Source organism: Providencia rettgeri (assembly GCF_001874625.1).
Classification (GTDB): domain Bacteria; phylum Pseudomonadota; class Gammaproteobacteria; order Enterobacterales; family Enterobacteriaceae; genus Providencia; species Providencia huashanensis.
In genome coordinates this window covers 3,373,380-3,390,295 of sequence record NZ_CP017671.1, presented here as the reverse complement: position 1 = coordinate 3,390,295, position 16,916 = coordinate 3,373,380, and the positions used below count along the sequence as shown (strand labels likewise).

At 40.2% G+C, this 16,916-nt stretch carries 14 protein-coding genes and 2 pseudogenes; 7 read left to right on the top strand and 9 right to left on the bottom strand.

Going from position 1 to position 16,916, the window contains the following annotated elements; all coding sequences use genetic code 11:
- Positions 1-127 precede the first annotated feature (127 nt).
- Positions 128-607 (top strand): DUF4822 domain-containing protein, encoded by a 480-nt coding sequence (locus RB151_RS15585; protein ID WP_071548305.1) that lies wholly within the window; start codon positions 128-130, stop codon positions 605-607.
- A gap of 60 nt (positions 608-667) precedes the next feature.
- On the opposite strand, the gene RB151_RS15580 is transcribed toward RB151_RS15585, so the two are convergent.
- From RB151_RS15580 to nrfA, 9 genes and pseudogenes are all read right to left on the bottom strand, one after another.
- Positions 668-1,612 (bottom strand): phosphotransferase, encoded by a 945-nt coding sequence (locus RB151_RS15580; protein ID WP_071548304.1) that lies wholly within the window; start codon positions 1,610-1,612, stop codon positions 668-670.
- A gap of 90 nt (positions 1,613-1,702) precedes the next feature.
- A complete protein-coding gene (yegD, locus tag RB151_RS15575) occupies positions 1,703-3,055 on the bottom strand; it encodes a molecular chaperone (RefSeq protein ID WP_048607984.1) in 1,353 nt (450 codons plus the stop codon).
- A 490-nt stretch (positions 3,056-3,545) separates the two neighbouring features.
- Positions 3,546-3,944 carry a hypothetical protein gene (locus RB151_RS15570; RefSeq protein ID WP_042845227.1) on the bottom strand — a complete coding sequence of 133 codons (399 nt, stop codon included), beginning with the start codon at positions 3,942-3,944 and terminating at the stop codon, positions 3,546-3,548.
- Between the two features lie 322 nt (positions 3,945-4,266).
- Positions 4,267-5,307, bottom strand: coding sequence for a heme lyase NrfEFG subunit NrfF (gene nrfF, locus RB151_RS15565; protein ID WP_042845226.1), 1,041 nt, complete (start codon positions 5,305-5,307; stop codon positions 4,267-4,269).
- Positions 5,300-7,174 carry a heme lyase CcmF/NrfE family subunit gene (locus RB151_RS15560; RefSeq protein ID WP_042845225.1) on the bottom strand — a complete coding sequence of 625 codons (1,875 nt, stop codon included), beginning with the start codon at positions 7,172-7,174 and terminating at the stop codon, positions 5,300-5,302. The genes nrfF and RB151_RS15560 overlap by 8 nt, the downstream gene beginning before the upstream one ends.
- Before the next feature lie 24 nt (positions 7,175-7,198).
- Entirely contained in the window at positions 7,199-8,155 is a 957-nt protein-coding gene (gene nrfD / locus RB151_RS15555; RefSeq protein ID WP_071548303.1) for a cytochrome c nitrite reductase subunit NrfD, read from the bottom strand.
- A pseudogene (nrfC, locus tag RB151_RS15550) lies at positions 8,152-8,822 on the bottom strand (cytochrome c nitrite reductase Fe-S protein). Before nrfC ends, nrfD begins: the two are co-directional and overlap by 4 nt.
- Entirely contained in the window at positions 8,819-9,388 is a 570-nt protein-coding gene (nrfB, locus tag RB151_RS15545; RefSeq protein WP_042845222.1) for a cytochrome c nitrite reductase pentaheme subunit, read from the bottom strand. The pseudogene nrfC and the gene nrfB overlap by 4 nt, the downstream one beginning before the upstream one ends.
- 47 nt (positions 9,389-9,435) lie before the next feature.
- A pseudogene (nrfA, locus tag RB151_RS15540) lies at positions 9,436-10,861 on the bottom strand (ammonia-forming nitrite reductase cytochrome c552 subunit).
- A gap of 808 nt (positions 10,862-11,669) precedes the next feature.
- Here nrfA and napF point away from each other — a divergent pair.
- From napF to napB, 6 genes are read left to right on the top strand one after another with little or no spacing between them, the layout of a single operon-like run.
- The gene (napF, locus tag RB151_RS15535; RefSeq protein WP_042845220.1) at positions 11,670-12,161 is read left to right on the top strand and encodes a ferredoxin-type protein NapF; all 492 of its coding nucleotides are present in this window, start codon (positions 11,670-11,672) and stop codon (positions 12,159-12,161) included.
- A complete protein-coding gene (napD, locus tag RB151_RS15530) occupies positions 12,151-12,429 on the top strand; it encodes a chaperone NapD (protein ID WP_071548302.1) in 279 nt (92 codons plus the stop codon). The genes napF and napD overlap by 11 nt, the downstream gene beginning before the upstream one ends.
- Positions 12,410-14,896, top strand: a complete 2,487-nt coding sequence (gene napA, locus RB151_RS15525) for a nitrate reductase catalytic subunit NapA (RefSeq protein ID WP_048607977.1) — start codon at positions 12,410-12,412, stop codon at positions 14,894-14,896. Before napD ends, napA begins: the two co-directional genes overlap by 20 nt.
- Positions 14,897-14,902: 6 nt before the next feature.
- Complete coding sequence (gene napG / locus RB151_RS15520; protein WP_042845217.1) at positions 14,903-15,613, top strand: ferredoxin-type protein NapG; 711 nt, start codon at positions 14,903-14,905, stop codon at positions 15,611-15,613.
- A complete protein-coding gene (gene napH, locus RB151_RS15515; protein ID WP_071548301.1) occupies positions 15,600-16,463 on the top strand; it encodes a quinol dehydrogenase ferredoxin subunit NapH in 864 nt (287 codons plus the stop codon). The genes napG and napH overlap by 14 nt, the downstream gene beginning before the upstream one ends.
- Positions 16,460-16,909 (top strand): nitrate reductase cytochrome c-type subunit, encoded by a 450-nt coding sequence (gene napB / locus RB151_RS15510; protein WP_042845215.1) that lies wholly within the window; start codon positions 16,460-16,462, stop codon positions 16,907-16,909. Before napH ends, napB begins: the two co-directional genes overlap by 4 nt.
- Positions 16,910-16,916 lie beyond the last annotated feature (7 nt).

Here is a 16,916-nt window from a genome sequence, read left to right as displayed (position 1 = left end):
TCCTCCTCGTATGTAACAAAACATTTCCATGTAAATAAACGTAATAACATTATGATAATAAGTCTTATGTAGTTACCCTTAAGTTAAATCAAATGCTTGTTTGAGCTTGTTAGTTAAAGGAAATAAAATGAAAAGACTATTAGTACCTACATTATTTGCTGTTGTATCTACAATGTCATTTGGTATTCAAGCCGCTACGGCTCCAGCAGCAACGCAATCACAAAATGCTGAGCATAAATTAAATGCTTACGAAGAAATCATGGTTGGTAAAGTCTGGACAACAACGGAAGCTTTAGACCAAAACAAAAAAGAAGTCAGTGCCGATGATAAGCAAGTTTCTAACTTCTTTGGCTTAGCTGAATATTATCCAGATGGCACCTTTAATATGACTACATTTGATGGGAAACCAAAAATGAAAGGTGATTGGTCATTTGATGAGAATGGAAAAACCCGCTCATTAACTGCAAAAAATGATCAAGGGGAAGTGTTATTTACTCGTGTTGTAGAAAATGTCACTGTAACACCTGAAGAATATACTTATCGTATTTATCCAGAGCAAGATAACAAAGATAAGTACTTTGATATTGTACATAAAGTTAAAAAATAATTTTCTTATGGATGCCGCTTTGAGCGGCATCCATATTATCTAGCAACGTGCTGTTTTAAATTATAGCGTGTATTTTTTTAACAATTTTTCATCTAATATTAATGATAACAATGAAATAAATAAATTTCGTTGCCGTGTATTTTCCCATCCTTGTTCAAAATCAGACATTAACCAAATCACTTCATCTAAAAATAAATGTTTGATAGCTTGTTGCCAACAAGACTTTTCAAAAGGGGTAACTGTAATGAATTCAGAATAACCGAGTTTAAACAATTCCCATTCATCTACAGTAAAAATACGATTTGGTGCTGTTTCTAATACATTATGGAAAAGTAACAATGTTAAGGCTAAATCGAAAATCCTAGGAATATAAGTTGCATTATCGGGGTCTATAATAAAGGCTTGGTTGCACTCTAAATAAATTAAATTATCAGCTTTGTAGTCATAAGGCGTAGCAACAGCGGGTAAATTATATTTTCTTAAAACCGATTGGTTTTCAATAGTCTCTAGCATTAATCTTTTAAACTGATTTATATCTATAGCTAATTTATGCTTTATACAATGGTCATGTATGATATTGATATCATTGATTATATCGCTATCCTCAAGCTCATATTCATTATACTCACTGAGTTTTTCTTGATTATTGATAGAGGAAACCGAGTGTATTTTCCCCAGTAAACGGCCTGCTTCAATAATTTCATGTGTAGAAGCGCTATATTTACTTCCTTTAATAAACGGATAGAGCACCCAAACATCATTATTTATTTCTTGTGGATTTGGGGTAACTACTGAAATTGGTGTGACAATATTTATTTTCTTATTATTTAAATTGGATAAATAGCTTGCTAATCTGTTGGCATCATCAATATTAGAGCAAGTCTGTTTTAGTACATAATCATGATTATTCTTATGTATTTTATATACTGGCGAATAAGGATAGATGCTTTCGATCTGACTAATATCTGTTAGCTTAAATTTTTTGAGAATATTATTAATTTTCATGTGACTACCAGCAACTGAAGAAGTAAGGTTAAAAGGCAATGTTAAACATTACCTTTTATTGTAAGTAGTCACTTAGAAAATAATGTGTTTTTATTTAAAACAGGTTTCAGCCCAGCGAGTTAGCCCTGCGGTAACGGAACCAAAATCATCTCCGCGTACGATAGGGATATTAGGCAATTCTTGGGAGATAGCTTGATGCAATATGGGTGAGCGAGCACTTCCCCCCGTAATGTAAATAGCATCAGGTTGCACTCCCCCTTGATTGACAGCCTCTTTAACTAGTTCAATCATTTTATTCTTTGGTGATTCTATTGATTCAATTAAATGCTCTCGTTGAATATTAACTTCAAGCGTTTCATTCAATAGCGCAATTTTAGCTAAATAATTAGCATCTTCAGATAAGGCAATTTTCGCCTCTTCAGCTTTACGGACAAGGCTATACCCAAGGGTTTCGTTATATACTTCTAGTAAGCGAGCCAATTTTTTAGGCTCTTTTGCTTCTTGTTTTAATCGAGTCAGCGCTGAAAGGTTTTGCCGCGAATAAAATTCTTTTTGGGCTTCAACATTATTTATCGCAATTGGGTTCCAAAACTGTAAAAATGGCATTTTAATACCTGAAAGCGACTGGCTTTCCATCCCAAAAAGTTGCATCAATTGTTTTAGCGCAATATAGATATCAAGATCATTTCCACCCACTCTTTGGCCACTATGGGCTAATAAGGAAGGGGTTCTATCTTGTGCGGTTCGGTAACTTGGCCCCATTTGAATTAATGAGCAATCAGTTGTTCCGCCACCAATATCAACAACTAGGATTATTTGGTCACTATTTAAAGTTGATTCATATTCAAGGCCAGCAGCGACAGGTTCAAATTGAAATGTAATATGATGAAAGCCTGCACGTTTTGCGGCACGATATAATATGGATTCTGCTTGCTGGTTAGCTAATTCTCCACCGCGACCATGGAAGTTAATTGGCCGTCCAATCACTGTATCGTCTATAACTTGTTGTAAGGTATGTTCAGCAGTATCTTTGATATTTTTCATCATGGCGCAAACAAGGTCTTCGAAAAAACTAATTTGTGTTTCATGAAGCCCGGAAGCGCCTAAAAACGACTTAGGTGATTTTACATAATAAACATCTCTTGGGTCACTTAAATATAAATCTAAGGCAGCTTGCCCGAAAACAATATCTTCAGGCATTAAATCGACCCCTTCATCTTGATTAAAAGTTATCGACCTTCTTAATATTTGCTGCCCAATTTCATCTGAAGGTGTGATTTTGCAATGACGAAATAGGTGTTCAGATACAGATTCTCTTGTTGGCGCACACAGTGTTGATGGAATATATTTACTATGGCCCTCTAATGGTAATAGTGTCGGTATTCCGTCCTTCATGATTGCGACAGCGCAGTTGGATGTACCGTAATCAAAGCCTATAAACATCTCGCCTCCAAAATAGTAACCTTGAAAAAAAGGGTTGTGACTTTATATCAAGCAATCAAGAATTACTACCAAAATAGCTAGTTAATTTAACGTTGCAAGATTAGAAAATCATAAGATAGGCATGACTTCGCTTTTCTCAAAGTCAGTTGTGTGATTAAGGTTATGGAACTATTTTTAACCTTTCTTAAGCAGATGTATGCACTATAGTATATGGAGGTAGATAGAAAATTAACATATAGTGCTCATCTTAATTCTAACTTATCTTGAATGCAGAAATAAACAAGTTGAGAATATGAGAATATTGTTTATGCTGGTTTATTCGACCATTTATTATATTTTTATTATATGTAATTGAATCAATATAAAAACAACATACTTTATTTCGTTTGAAATGTGTAAGATTGAGTGATGGTTTTAGACGTAATTTAAATATTATTTTTATATTATTAATGTGTTAAATTTAACCTTGATTGTATTTTTATCCGGCGGATTAATTATTACAATATTTACCCCATATTATATTAAAATCATCATTAGGGAACTCTTTGTCTTTATCATCAATAATTGGGATAGAGACAACATTACGACCATCGTCATGACGATATGTTTTGACGATAAAACGTTTAAATGAATATGGTGTTTGACTGGTAAAAATGAGTACTTCTCCACAAACATAACCTAACATTCCGTGGTCAAGAGTTTCTCTTATCTCATGATATTTAACATTTTTATACTCTGCTGTTTTAGGGTCAACTAAAAAATCCTCAACTGCTTTTTGTGATTTTTCAATAATATCTAGATCAGGTGTATAGTTACTTGCGACACCGCCAATAAAGGACGCGCCAGCAATAAGGCCAACAACCAAGAATGAAAATATTTTATTTTTCATGTTTTTTATTTCTTATGTGATTGTTTTACATTCCTAAAATAACATCGTAAAAGAAAAATGTTTAATCGTATATAAGTAAGATTAAGAGCGTTAATTTTACTTACGTTATTATACACAGGTTTAATTTTAGGAGTTTAATATAGCGAATGTAGCATAAAATTATTTAATGTAATATAGAGATGAAATAATGATGAGCAGTAAGAAACGAAAAATTACATATTAAAATGAATTGACATTAATTAGGGGGGTATATTTGTTACTATAGTGATAATTTAGTATGTATTAACACTTAATGTAAAGATATTAATTTTATATATTTTAATTATTTTTTATTTCCCATTATTTTTGCCATATGGATGGCTTCAATTAGTTGTGAACGATTAATACGGGAGCTATTGCTATCTAATAGTTTTTGCCAAATATCAATTGCTTGCTCGTAATTTGCATTCATAAATGCATCAGAAGCAACTAGCATTAAGGCTGTGACCTCATTGTTATCAAGAGCTAGGGCTTTATTAATTACAGCATGGGCATCTGGAGTCAGGTGCTGCCCTGCTTGATAATATAATACAGTTGCAATTGCGGAGTATATTTGTGCATTCTCATCGCCATATTTTAGTGCTCGATAATAAGCGATTAGTGCGTTGTCATAGCTGTTTTGATATAAATAATATTCACCAAGTGTTGCCCATAGTTCACTATTTTCAGGTGACTGACGAATATCATTTTGTAAACGTAACAAGTCATTTTGTTCTTGTTGTAACGGAGTGAATGATAAAAGAGGATCAGAGATACGTAAATATTCGCGATACGTCAGTTCAAAGCGGGGTATAAAGAAATAACCAATAATGGCGAAGAATAATACAATGATAAACACCGTGTTTCGTTTCTGTTGAGAAGGAGATTCATCAGTCACGGAGACTAAAAGTTGTTTTGTAGTTTGGGTTACTTCGGCGCTATCATGGCGATAATGATATTTTTGTCGGCGAGTTAAGTAGAATGTTAAACTTAAAATCCCCGCCAGAGCAATGATGGGCAATCCCCATAATAAAGCAGTTCCTAGCGTTAGCGGTGGGTTATAAAGAACAAACTCGCCATATCTATCAGTCATATATTGTTGGATTTGGCTCTTATTTTTACCTTCAGCTACCATTTTGAATACTTGATGCCGCATACTGACCGCAGTAGGGGCATTTGACTCTAATAAATTTTGATTTTGACATTGTGGGCAACGTAGTGATGAGGCAATTTGCAAAGAATAGTCTTGTTCTTCCTGCGAATTAAATTGCCACACGTCTACAATTTGTGCTTTAGCCATAAACGAAGCAAATAAGAAAATGAAAGTGACTAAAGCTTTATTCATGCTTTGTTCTTCCTTTTACCCAACCAATTAGCAGCCCAAAACACATAAATAACGCACCTCCCCAAATCCATTGAATGCCATCTTGCACATAAAAGCGTATTGCGTAGCTATTTGCACCTGTTTTCTCCCCTAAAACAGCATACCAATTACGTACCCAGCCCCAATAGGTTCCTGGTTCAATCATTAATTGCTGACGTGCCGTATAAAAACGGCGTTCAGTAATTAATTGGTGTAAGGGGTGGTTGGCTTGGGCAACTTGTATAACGGCTTTTTCAGTTGTGTAATTCCCCTTAGCAAGGAGTTTAAGCTGTTTAAATTGGAACTGATAATCTGCTAAAGAAACAGACTGCCCAATGGAAAGGTTGACACTAATTTCTTGCCGGCTACCAACGGAAAGGGCAATACCCGCAGCAAAAATAATTACCCCAGTATGGGCAAGAAGAGAGGGTAATTGTTGGTTAATTACACGAATTGGACGTAACCAAAAAATGCATAAAATAGCCATTAAAAACCCACACGAAATGGCGATAATTATTCCGTGTGACCATAGAACAATACTGAGTAATGTACTGAGGAGCAATATAACCGGAAATCGCCATTGGGTGATGAAAGGGATTTTCTTCGGTAGATTAAGCACGCTTAATGCCATAATAAGTAACATTAAAATGCCGAATGGGAGTAATGCTTGATTAAAATATGGCGCACCAACAGAAATTTTCCCCCAACCAAAGAGGGCATAAATCATTGGATAAAGCGTACCAGTAAGAACAATAAATAATACTGTAGCAAATAGGACTAATGTTAATAATAAGTAAGTATCACGTTTATTCACCTTAGCGGTTTTACTTTCTACATTTTTTGCTTTCCAGCCATAAATAAACAAAGCGATAAGGCTTAAGATACTAAATAGTAAAAATAGGGGAACGGCTCTCACATTATCAAGGGCAAAAGCATGTACAGACATTAAAATGCCAGAGCGTACAATTAATGTACCCAATAAAGATAAGATGAAGGTAAGAATGGCAAGTAATATTGACCAGTGCCGATATCCTTCAGTTTTCCTCGATGCGGATAAGCTATGAAGCAGGGCAGTGGCACTTAGCCAAGGAAGTAGTGATGCATTTTCAACAGGGTCCCAAAACCACCAACCCCCCCAGCCTAATTCGTTATATGCCCACCATGAACCCAGCGTAATTCCGAGAGTCAGTATACACCAACTTGGTACGGTGAAACGCCAACACAACCAAGCCGTGATTTGATTAAATTGGCCTGTGAGTATTGATGCGAGAATTAAGGCGGTCACAACCATTAACCCACTATAGCCTAAATACAGCAATGGAGGATGTAAAATAAGCCCCCAATGCTGCAACATTGGGTTGAGATCACGCCCTTCAATTGCGGGTGGGAAAATCCGCTCAAAAGGGTCTGAATAAAAAATAATGAACCATAATAAAGCGCCACTGATCATGGCAAGAAAGGTTAATGTCAGTGGGAAGACAAGATGATTTTGCTGGCGATAGCGCCAAGCAAATAATGCGCTCCAAGCCGATATAAACAGTAACCAAAGGAAAATTGACCCTTCATGTCCTCCCCATACTGCGGCAATCTTGATATATAAAGGGGATAAACGATGACTATGCTGTGCAACATATACTACGGAAAAGTCACTTTGGATAAAGCTGACGGTCAAACAAATATAGGCAGTAAGTAGCAGAAAAAACTGTGAATAAGTCCAAAGCACGTTCTGAGGCATTTGCCTCGGAACGTGTTGGATGAGACCAATAACTCCACTCAAAGCTTGAAAGCTAGCGATACATAAAGCCAATACAAGGCAGAGAAAGCCGATTTCAGGGAGTATTAGTTCCAATTATCACCTTTATGATTGAATGAGTTATGCAACTGTTAATTGCCCCGCATATAACACAAAAAAGCGTAAGCAAAATACACCTAATAAGCTGGCACCACTGATAATCAACACTCGAGATGCCCCTAGTCCTTTATCAGCCCATTTTTTTAATGTTAAAGGAATAATGAAGCCGAAACCGACGACACCAATCCAGAACCAAGTGGTCCAGAAACCGCCACCCAGCGCCGCAGTTAAGGAACGTATCTTCCCGTCATCGCCAAGTGCTAACCCAACAAAAAATGCAGCTAATAGGAATATTTCTAACCAAATCACATAGCCTTCAACTTTATGTAGAAATGCACTTTCAGGGTTATGAACATTTTTACGATAACGTAGGGCGATAGCAATTAGCGCGACTGCGATCCCCGACGATATCCCTGAAAATAGGAATAAAGCGGGTAAAATCGGGTTATTTAAGAAAGGGTACGATTTTAGCGCTGAGAGTAAAAAGCCAGTATAGGCTCCAAGTAGTACCGCGAGTACTAACATGATGATATCGAGAAAGCGTACAACGCGATTAAATAAGCTTAATATACGAGGAACAAAACTGAATTTAGGGAGCCACTTTTGTTGTAATGTAATCACCTCTTTTTCATATATTTTTGCTAACCAAATAACCAGAACTACCATATATAGCTGAAATAGCATGACCCCCATCGACATCACTGAAGTTAGGCTGTAGTGGAACATCAGTTTCCAAAACGTCCACGGACGAGTTAAGTGGAGGATCAAAATCAGTAGCCCAAATATGATGGTTGTTGGCGCAAGTATCAGTGTCGTTCTCATTAGAGTACTGTCACTGCCTGCCGCTTTGGGGTAATACTGACGTAGTAATACCGCCAGTACGACTAGCCCTGCCGAAATACCAATTAAGAATAGATAAACAGCAATTGGCCAATCCCAAACGAGAGATTCAAAATGGAAAGCTGAAGCTGTTGTCATTGGCTAACCTCCCCATATTTGAAGGGAACTCGATACATTTTGGGGTGTGTGCCGAGCGCTATTTTGAACCGGTATGTTGGTTTTTCTTTTAGCATTAACGAAATATCGCTATTAGGATCATCTAAATTACCAAATGTCAGTGCTTTGGTTGGGCAAGACTCGACACAAGCGGGTTGTTTACCCTTTTTTAGATTGGTTTTACGACAAAAATCGCATTTATCGGCGGTTTTACTCACGGGGTGAATAAACCTGACACGGTAAGGACAGGCTGCAATACAATATTGACAACCTACGCATAAGTCAGGGTTTACATCCACAATTCCAGTTGTTTTATCGATAAAAGAGGCCCCTGTAGGGCATACATCAACACAAGGGGCGCTCTCACAATGTTGGCAGGAATGGCGAAAAAAACGATATTTAACATCAGGAAACTGACCAATAGGTTCACTACGAATAATCGTTAACCGAGAAACACCTTCGGGGACTTGGTTAACTTCTCTACACGCATCCATACACGCCGTACAGCCGATACACAAGTTTTCATCGTGGATCATGCCGTAGCGAACCCCGTCTATTTTCATTGTATTCGCTAGAGTATGACTCGCTATCCCCCCACCGCCGCCAGTGCGCCTGAGTAGATGATGAATTGACGACGAGAACAACTCATGGTTGCTCCTTACGCAATTTTACCGCTGCTGGGTTAAAGTCAGGGTTATTGCGTTGATCAGAGTGGCAGTCGACACAAATTTTCACTTTCCCTTTATCTGTCAGTACCTTCATAGTGTCTTGTTTAGGATGAAGGTCATGGCAGCTAGCACAGGCTACTTTGGTGACGTGGACATCATGTGGCCAAAACGCTTTTTGTAGCTGTTCGGGTAAGTGACAGGACAAACACACACTATTTTGCTGTTCCACACCGTACATTGGGTCGTTAAAACGCATAACATCTTTAACGCCTTCGCGGTGTTTTGGTCCAGGGTTCCCGTGACAATTGGTACAAGTTACCGGTAAGTTATTATTGGGGTTAATAACTTCTGCGTGCGTGCCGTGCATGCCTTCTTTGTCAGGTTTATGGCAGTCGATGCAAGCGCTATCTGCGCTACGCTGCGGTGTAACAACCCAACGGCCTTCTGCATTTTCTTGTGCAATCTGAGGTGTCGCGGATGCAGCCGCTGCCCATAATAAGCCTGTTGCCAGCACCCCAGCAGTTAATAACGAACGTAGTACGCTCATATTCACTCCATTGGTTAAATCGCCCTTAGGTTGCGGGCGAATCTAGTTTATTTGGCTAATAGGTTATTTTTACGGGCTTGGTCATCCCACTGTGGCACGACTGTTTTTAAGAACTCTTGTTTTTCTGCATTAATTTTTTGCATATCTAAACCAATAGCTTGCTGTGCTTTTTCTTTAGTCGAAATATCGGGAATAGCTGATCCCTTTGGAACCTAGCAAGCGAGCTAATTTAGTCCGTGCATCCGCAGCCTTATCCATCGCGCCACCTAACATACGCAAACCTTCATCTGGTGCGTGCATATGAATACCGTGAGAGGCAATAGATAAATCCCAGCGCCATTGCGCATGACGAATATCGGTTAAAATTGGTTTCATTTCATCTTCGGTTGCACCTGCATCCCAAGCTGCTTTTGCTTCAAAGTGAGCACGAACTAACTGGTCTTCAACTTTGATTTTCATTTCTTGGATAGCGTGTTTACGTTCAGCGACAACATCTTGCAGTTGTTGTTTACTTTGAGTATGGCAAGTACTACAGGTTTGTTCGAAATTATCGAATGGGTTACCGATTTTATGACTGGTATACAGCTCACCTTTGTCGTTTTGCAGTTTAGGCATATGGCAGTCAATACAGGTCACATTATTTTTACCATGAATACCCGCACTCCAAGTTTCATACTCAGGGTGCTGTGCTTTTAACATGGGGGCTTTTGATAAGGAGTTTGTCCAATCAGAAAAACCGATATTATCGTAGTAAACTTCCATATCCTCGACTTTTGTCCCGTTATCCCATGGGAATTTCACTGATTTTTTATCGCCAGAGAAATAATACTCAACGTGACATTGACCACAGACCATGGATTGCTGGTCGAAGCGACTGGCTGTAGCAAATGGTTTACCAATGGCTTCCATTGCCCGTTCTGCATATGGGCGTGAGAGAGTTAACTCCGGTTTGCCTTTAGCAAAATCGGGTGAATCTGTTTTGTGGCAGTCGGCACAACCTAAAACATTCACAACTTCAGGACCGCCTTTTGCCCATTTGCCTTCAAAGTAGCCATCTTCGCCATGTTCTTGGATTAACCTAGCAACATCTGGGCTTTTACAGCTCCAGCATGCCATAGGCAATGGGCCATCTTGAGCATCTTTTGGCGCACCAGTTCGTAACGTTTCACGAACGTCGATAATTGCATAAGCATGGCCTCGTGGCTTGTTATAGTCACGAGAGAATGGGTATCCTGCCCAAAGTACCACTAAGCGAGGATCTTCAGCGAGCGCATCTTCGCGGTTGGATTGCTCTGAAGTTGCTCTCCATGAATGGTATTGATCTGGGTGAGCCGCCTCGAAAGTTTCATTTCGAGCATTAATAGTGGAAGTCGTATCTTTAGTGGTAGGGGTTTGTGCATGCACAGAGGTAAATAGAAATATTCCTGCCACCAAACTCAATAAGTATAGTGCATTATTTCTTATGTTTGCCATAAAGGGCCTCGAGTAATGTTAGCCAGCCATCCCTTCATTGTTCGAGTTGTTTTTTTTGCATGTAGCCTGTAACTCGGACGAATTTGGATATATTTTTGTTATATAAGTTTGATAGTAAGCGCACAGATGCTATCAAGACATTGCCAGCCTATATGTGTAACAAAAAACCACACTAAAAATATTGTTTTTGATCAAAAGATAATTTGTATTAAAGGAATAGAATGCAGAGAAATAATAAAAATGAGGTACTGTTAAATCTGATATAGTTATTAGTCACTAGTTTTCAAACTGTTTTAAATGAAATGGATCGTAATGATTCTTATTATTTAAAATAAAATTAATTTTAATTTAATTCGTTGATTTTATGTGTTTTTTTAAATTTTATTTACTCTTTTATTATTTTTATAATAAAAGAGTAAAAGTAAAATGTGCGTAATATCAAAAATATTGCATATATTTTTTTGCAAAATGACATTGCATATACCACTTTAGTAGTAGTTTTTGGTGTTAATTTAAACCCATAACATTAAAAGTTAGGTTTAATTTAAAAAATCATATTGAATGATTGTTAAAAAATAATTAATAAATTGTCTTAATTACCTCTTTTGGCTCTATTTTGAGGGTCAATTCCATCAATAAAACCAATGTCATCATTTTAGGGCGTAAGTCGTGTTATTACTCCTGTTACCTCCTAGGTAGTATGTATTTTTATAACCTCTCTCGTTAATATTTCTCATAAATACACATATAAAAAATGCGGTTTATTAGTACTTTTTAGTTTTCTTGTTGGCAATGTAAAGGAAAAAACATGGTTGATCTCACCCGTCGGGGAGTATTAACTGGTGCGTGGCGTAACGCAGCTCCAGTGGTTCGGCCGCCATGGAGTGGTAGTGAAGTGCAATTTATCGAATTGTGCACCCGTTGCAACGCGTGTGTGGAAAGTTGTGAAACTGCAATTTTGCGACCAGGCGCGGGCGGCTATCCCGTTGTTGATTTTAAACGCGGAGAATGTACTTTCTGTTACGCGTGTGCGGCATCATGCCCTGAACCTATTTTCCTATCAAAACATTCCCAACCTTGGGATATCTCAATTTCGATTGGCCAGAATTGCCTTGCGTATCTTTCGATCGAGTGTCGTCGTTGCCAAGACAGTTGTGAGCCAGAAATCATCTCTTTTCGTCCGTCACTGGCAGGTATTTACCAGCCAAAAATAGAAACGCAAGGCTGTACAGGCTGCGGAGCTTGTGTTGCAAGTTGCCCAGTATCAGCCATTACCGTGGAGCATGAACATGCACAGTAACTATCAAGTGTGCAGTTTAATCGTACAAGTAAAAAGTGAACGAATGTCTGCTGTGACCGAAAAAATAGAACAATTTTCGAATTGTGAAGTTGCGTTAAGTTCTCCAGACAACGGAAAACTGATCGTTGTGGTTGAAGGTCAAGATAGCAGAGCATTGTTAGATACTATTGATTTAGTACGCGATATTGATGGTGTACTAGATGTTTCGCTGGTGTATCACCAGCAGGATGAGCAAGGTGAGGAAGATTATGAAACTCAGTCGTCGTAGCTTTATGAAAGCCAATGCGATAGCGGCCGCTGCTGCGGCGGCCGGTATTGGTGCACCCAGCATTGCGAAAGCTGTTGTTGGTCAACAGGAAAGTATCAAATGGGACAAAGCGCCTTGCCGTTTTTGCGGTACAGGCTGTGGCGTTCTGGTGGGAACGCAAAATGGCCGTATTGTAGCAAGTCAAGGTGACCCTGAGGCTCCTGTTAACCGTGGTCTGAACTGTATCAAAGGGTATTTCTTACCGAAGATCATGTATGGAAAAGACCGTTTAACACAGCCGATGTTGCGTATGAAAGACGGTGAATATGACAAAAATGGTGAGTTTACTCCAATCACTTGGGAACAAGCCTTTGATGTTATGGAAGAAAAAGTCAAAACCACATTGAAGGATAAAGGCCCTGAAGGCATCGGAATGTTCGGTTCAGGTCAATGGACAGTTTGGGAAGGCTATGCAGCGTCGAAACTGTTTAAAGGGGGCTTCCGCTCGAATAATTTAGACCCGAATGCTCGCCACTGTATGGCGTCTGCGGTTGTTGGCTTCATGCGTACTTTTGGTATGGATGAGCCTATGGGTTGTTATGATGATATTGAGCACGCAGATGCATTTGTTCTGTGGGGCTCGAATATGGCAGAAATGCACCCAATTTTATGGTCACGCATTACTAACCGCCGTCTATCTAATCCAGATGTACGTGTTGCGGTACTCTCCACATTTAAGCATCGTAGTTTTGAATTGGCGGATAACGGGATTGTATTTACGCCGCAATCTGACCTTGTGATCCTAAACTATATCGCAAACTACATTATTCAAAATAATGCAGTTAATCAGGAATTCCTCGATAAACACGTGAATTTACGTCGTGGTGCAACAGATATCGGTTATGGATTACGCCCAACTCACCCATTAGAAAAAAGTGCAAAAAATGCGGGTTCCGATGCATCAGAGCCAATGACATGGGATGAATATAAGGCATTTGTCGCAGAATATACGTTAGATAAAACGGCAGAAATGACTGGTGTGCCAAAAGATCAATTAGAAGAGTTAGCGAAACTTTACGCTGACCCGAATACCAAAGTGGTATCTTACTGGACGATGGGCTTTAACCAGCATACTCGTGGCGTTTGGGCAAATAACTTAGCGTATAACCTACATTTATTGACCGGCAAAATCTCTCAGCCTGGTTGCGGTCCTTTCTCTTTAACTGGCCAGCCTTCAGCATGCGGTACTGCGCGTGAGGTTGGGACATTCTCTCACCGTTTACCTGCTGACATGGTGGTTACTAACGAAAAACACCGTGAAAAAGTGGAAGGTGTTTGGGGCTTACCTGCTGGCACTATTCCTGAAAAAGTCGGTTTACATGCTGTTGCTCAAGACCGAGCGCTCAAAGACGGTAAGCTGAACTTCTATTGGGTAATGTGCAACAACAATATGCAAGCAGGCCCAAATATTAATGAAGAACGCATGCCAGGCTGGCGTGATCCGCGTAATTTTATTGTTGTTTCTGACCCCTATCCAACAGTCAGTGCGTTAGCCGCCGATCTGATCTTGCCAACGGCGATGTGGGTAGAAAAAGAAGGGGCGTATGGTAACGCAGAGCGTCGCACTCAATTTTGGCGCCAACAAGTTAAAGCACCGGGTGAAGCAAAGTCAGATTTAATGCAGATGGTGTTGTTCTCTCGTCGTTTTAAAACGGATGAGGTTTGGTCTGAAGAGCTATTGGCAAAAAAACCGGAGCTACGTGGAAAAACCTTATATGACGTGTTATTTGCCAATGAAGCGGTGACTAAATTCCCTGTTAGCGAACTCGCTGAAGACCAGTTAAACGACGAATCTCGTGAACTTGGTTTTTATTTGCAAAAAGGCTTGTTTGAAGAATATGCAGGCTTTGGACGCGGTCATGGTCACGACCTTGCTGATTTCGATGAATATCATAAAGCACGTGGTATTCGTTGGCCTGTTGTCGATGGCAAAGAAACCATGTGGCGTTATAGCGAAGGGAACGACCCATACGTTAAAGCCGGTGCTGGTTATCAATTTTACGGTAAGCCAGATGGTAAAGCGGTTATTTTTGCATTGCCATTTGAACCTGCGGCAGAGTCTCCAGATAAAGAATATGACCTGTGGCTATCAACCGGACGTGTATTAGAACATTGGCATACTGGAAGTATGACTCGCCGTGTTCCCGAATTACATCGAGCTTTCCCTGAATCATTAGTCTTTATACATCCATTAGATGCGAAAGACAGAGGGTTACGTCGTGGAGACAAAGTCAAAGTGGTTTCACGCCGTGGTGATGTGACGACGATTGTGGAGACACGTGGCCGTAACAGACCACCGAAAGGCTTAGTGTACATGGCATTCTTCGATGCTGCGCAGCTAGTGAATAACTTAACACTGGATGCAACGGACCCACTTTCAAAAGAAACGGATTACAAAAAATGTGCCGTTAAATTAGAAAAGGTGTAATAGCTAATGCCCCAGAAAGCGAAAGCTCAAAAGGCTAAGTCCCAGAACAGTCGCCGTCGTTTTTTGCGTGATGTTGCTCGCGCAGCGGGCGGGTTAGCGGCTGTTGGTGTGGTACTGGGGCTTCAGCAACAAACGTCTCGGGCCAGCGGAGTTAGGCTCCGCCCACCGGGCGCTCTTGATGAAAAGGCATTTTCAAGTGCTTGTGTACGTTGTGGTCAATGCGTGCAAGCTTGCCCTTATGACATGTTGAAACTAGCAACATTAGCATCAGGCTTAGCAGCAGGAACCCCGTACTTCATCGCCCGTGAAAACCCATGTGAAATGTGTGAAGACATTCCGTGCGCCAAGGTATGTCCAAGTGGTGCGCTGGATAAAGACATTGAATCAATTAATGATGCACGAATGGGATTGGCAGTTTTGTTAGATCAGGAAAACTGTCTTAATTTTCAAGGGTTAAGGTGTGACGTCTGTTACCGAGTATGTCCACTTATTGATGAAGCAATCACCTTGGAATTGGAACAAAATCACCGAACAGGTAAACATGCGAGGTTCTTACCAACAGTCAATAGCAATTACTGTACAGGGTGCGGTAAGTGTGAACAGGCTTGTGTACTGGAAGAAGCTGCTATCAAGGTATTACCAAGGTCGCTAGCGAAAGGTGAATTAGGTCATCATTACCGTTTTGGCTGGCTGGAGGGCAACAATGGCAAATCGTAAGCGTGATGCCGGACGTGAAGCTCAGGCTAAAAAGGGCTGGTGGCATAGCCATAAGTGGTTGGTATTTCGACGTGTGAGCCAATTGCTTGTGCTCGCTATGTTTCTCAGTGGGCCATGGTTCGGTGTTTGGGTTTTACATGGGAACTACAGTAGCAGCTTATTGCTAGATACTGTGCCTTTGACTGACCCACTCATTACCTTAGAAAGCTTAGCAAGTGGATATTTACCCGGTATTTCGGCACTGGTAGGTGCAGTTATTGTGTTCGGGGTATATGCACTATTAGGTAAGCGTATTTTCTGTAGTTGGGTCTGTCCTGTGAATCCGATCGCGGATGCGGCAGCTTGGTTGCGCCGTAAGTTTGAGTTAAGCCAGTCCGCAACAATACCGCGTTATATCCGCTATGTATTGCTCGGAGTGATCCTCATTGGTTCAGCGGTGACAGGGACTCTTCTTTGGGAATGGTTAAATCCAGTTTCATTAATGGGGCGCAGTTTAATTTTTGGTTTTGGTAGCGGTGCATTAGTCCTCGTTGCACTGTTTTTATTCGATTTATTGGTTGTGGAACATGGATGGTGTGGTCACCTTTGCCCTCTGGGTGCCCTGTATGGCATCGCGGGTTGTAAAGGCGCATTAGTTGTTACAGCGGAAAATAAACAAAATTGTAGCCGCTGTATGGATTGTTTCCACATTTGTCCGGAGCCGCAAGTACTGCGTGCCCCGGTCTTAGATAAGCAAGCCCCAGCGCAGATTACAGATAAAGACTGCATTACTTGCGGTCGTTGTATTGATGTCTGTTCTGAGGATGTTTTTAAAATAACACTACGATGGAGCTCGGGAGCTAAATCATGAAAAATCCTGTCCTGAAAAAGACGCTAAGCCGCGCAATTGCAGGTATGGCCCTTGTTGTTAGTAGTCTTGTTTGGGCTGCTAATGGTGTCGATTTGTCTCAATCACCGGAAGTGTCTGGTACGACAGAGGGAAGCATTCATATTCCGAAAGAACAGGAAAGAATGGCGCTAAACTATGTGAACCAACCGCCGATGATCCCACATAGCGTTGAAGGTTACCAAATTACGACGAATACTAACCGCTGTTTACAGTGCCATGGTGTTGAGAATTACCGGACAACAGGTGCGCCAAGAGTGAGTCCAACACACTTTATGGATGCAACAGGTAAAGTGCTTGGTGAAGTCGCACCAAATCGCTATTTTTGTTTACAGTGCCATGTGCCGCAGTCAGATACGGCACCTATCATTGATAACACATTTACCCCATCCAAAGGCTTTGGGAAATAAGGGGGAG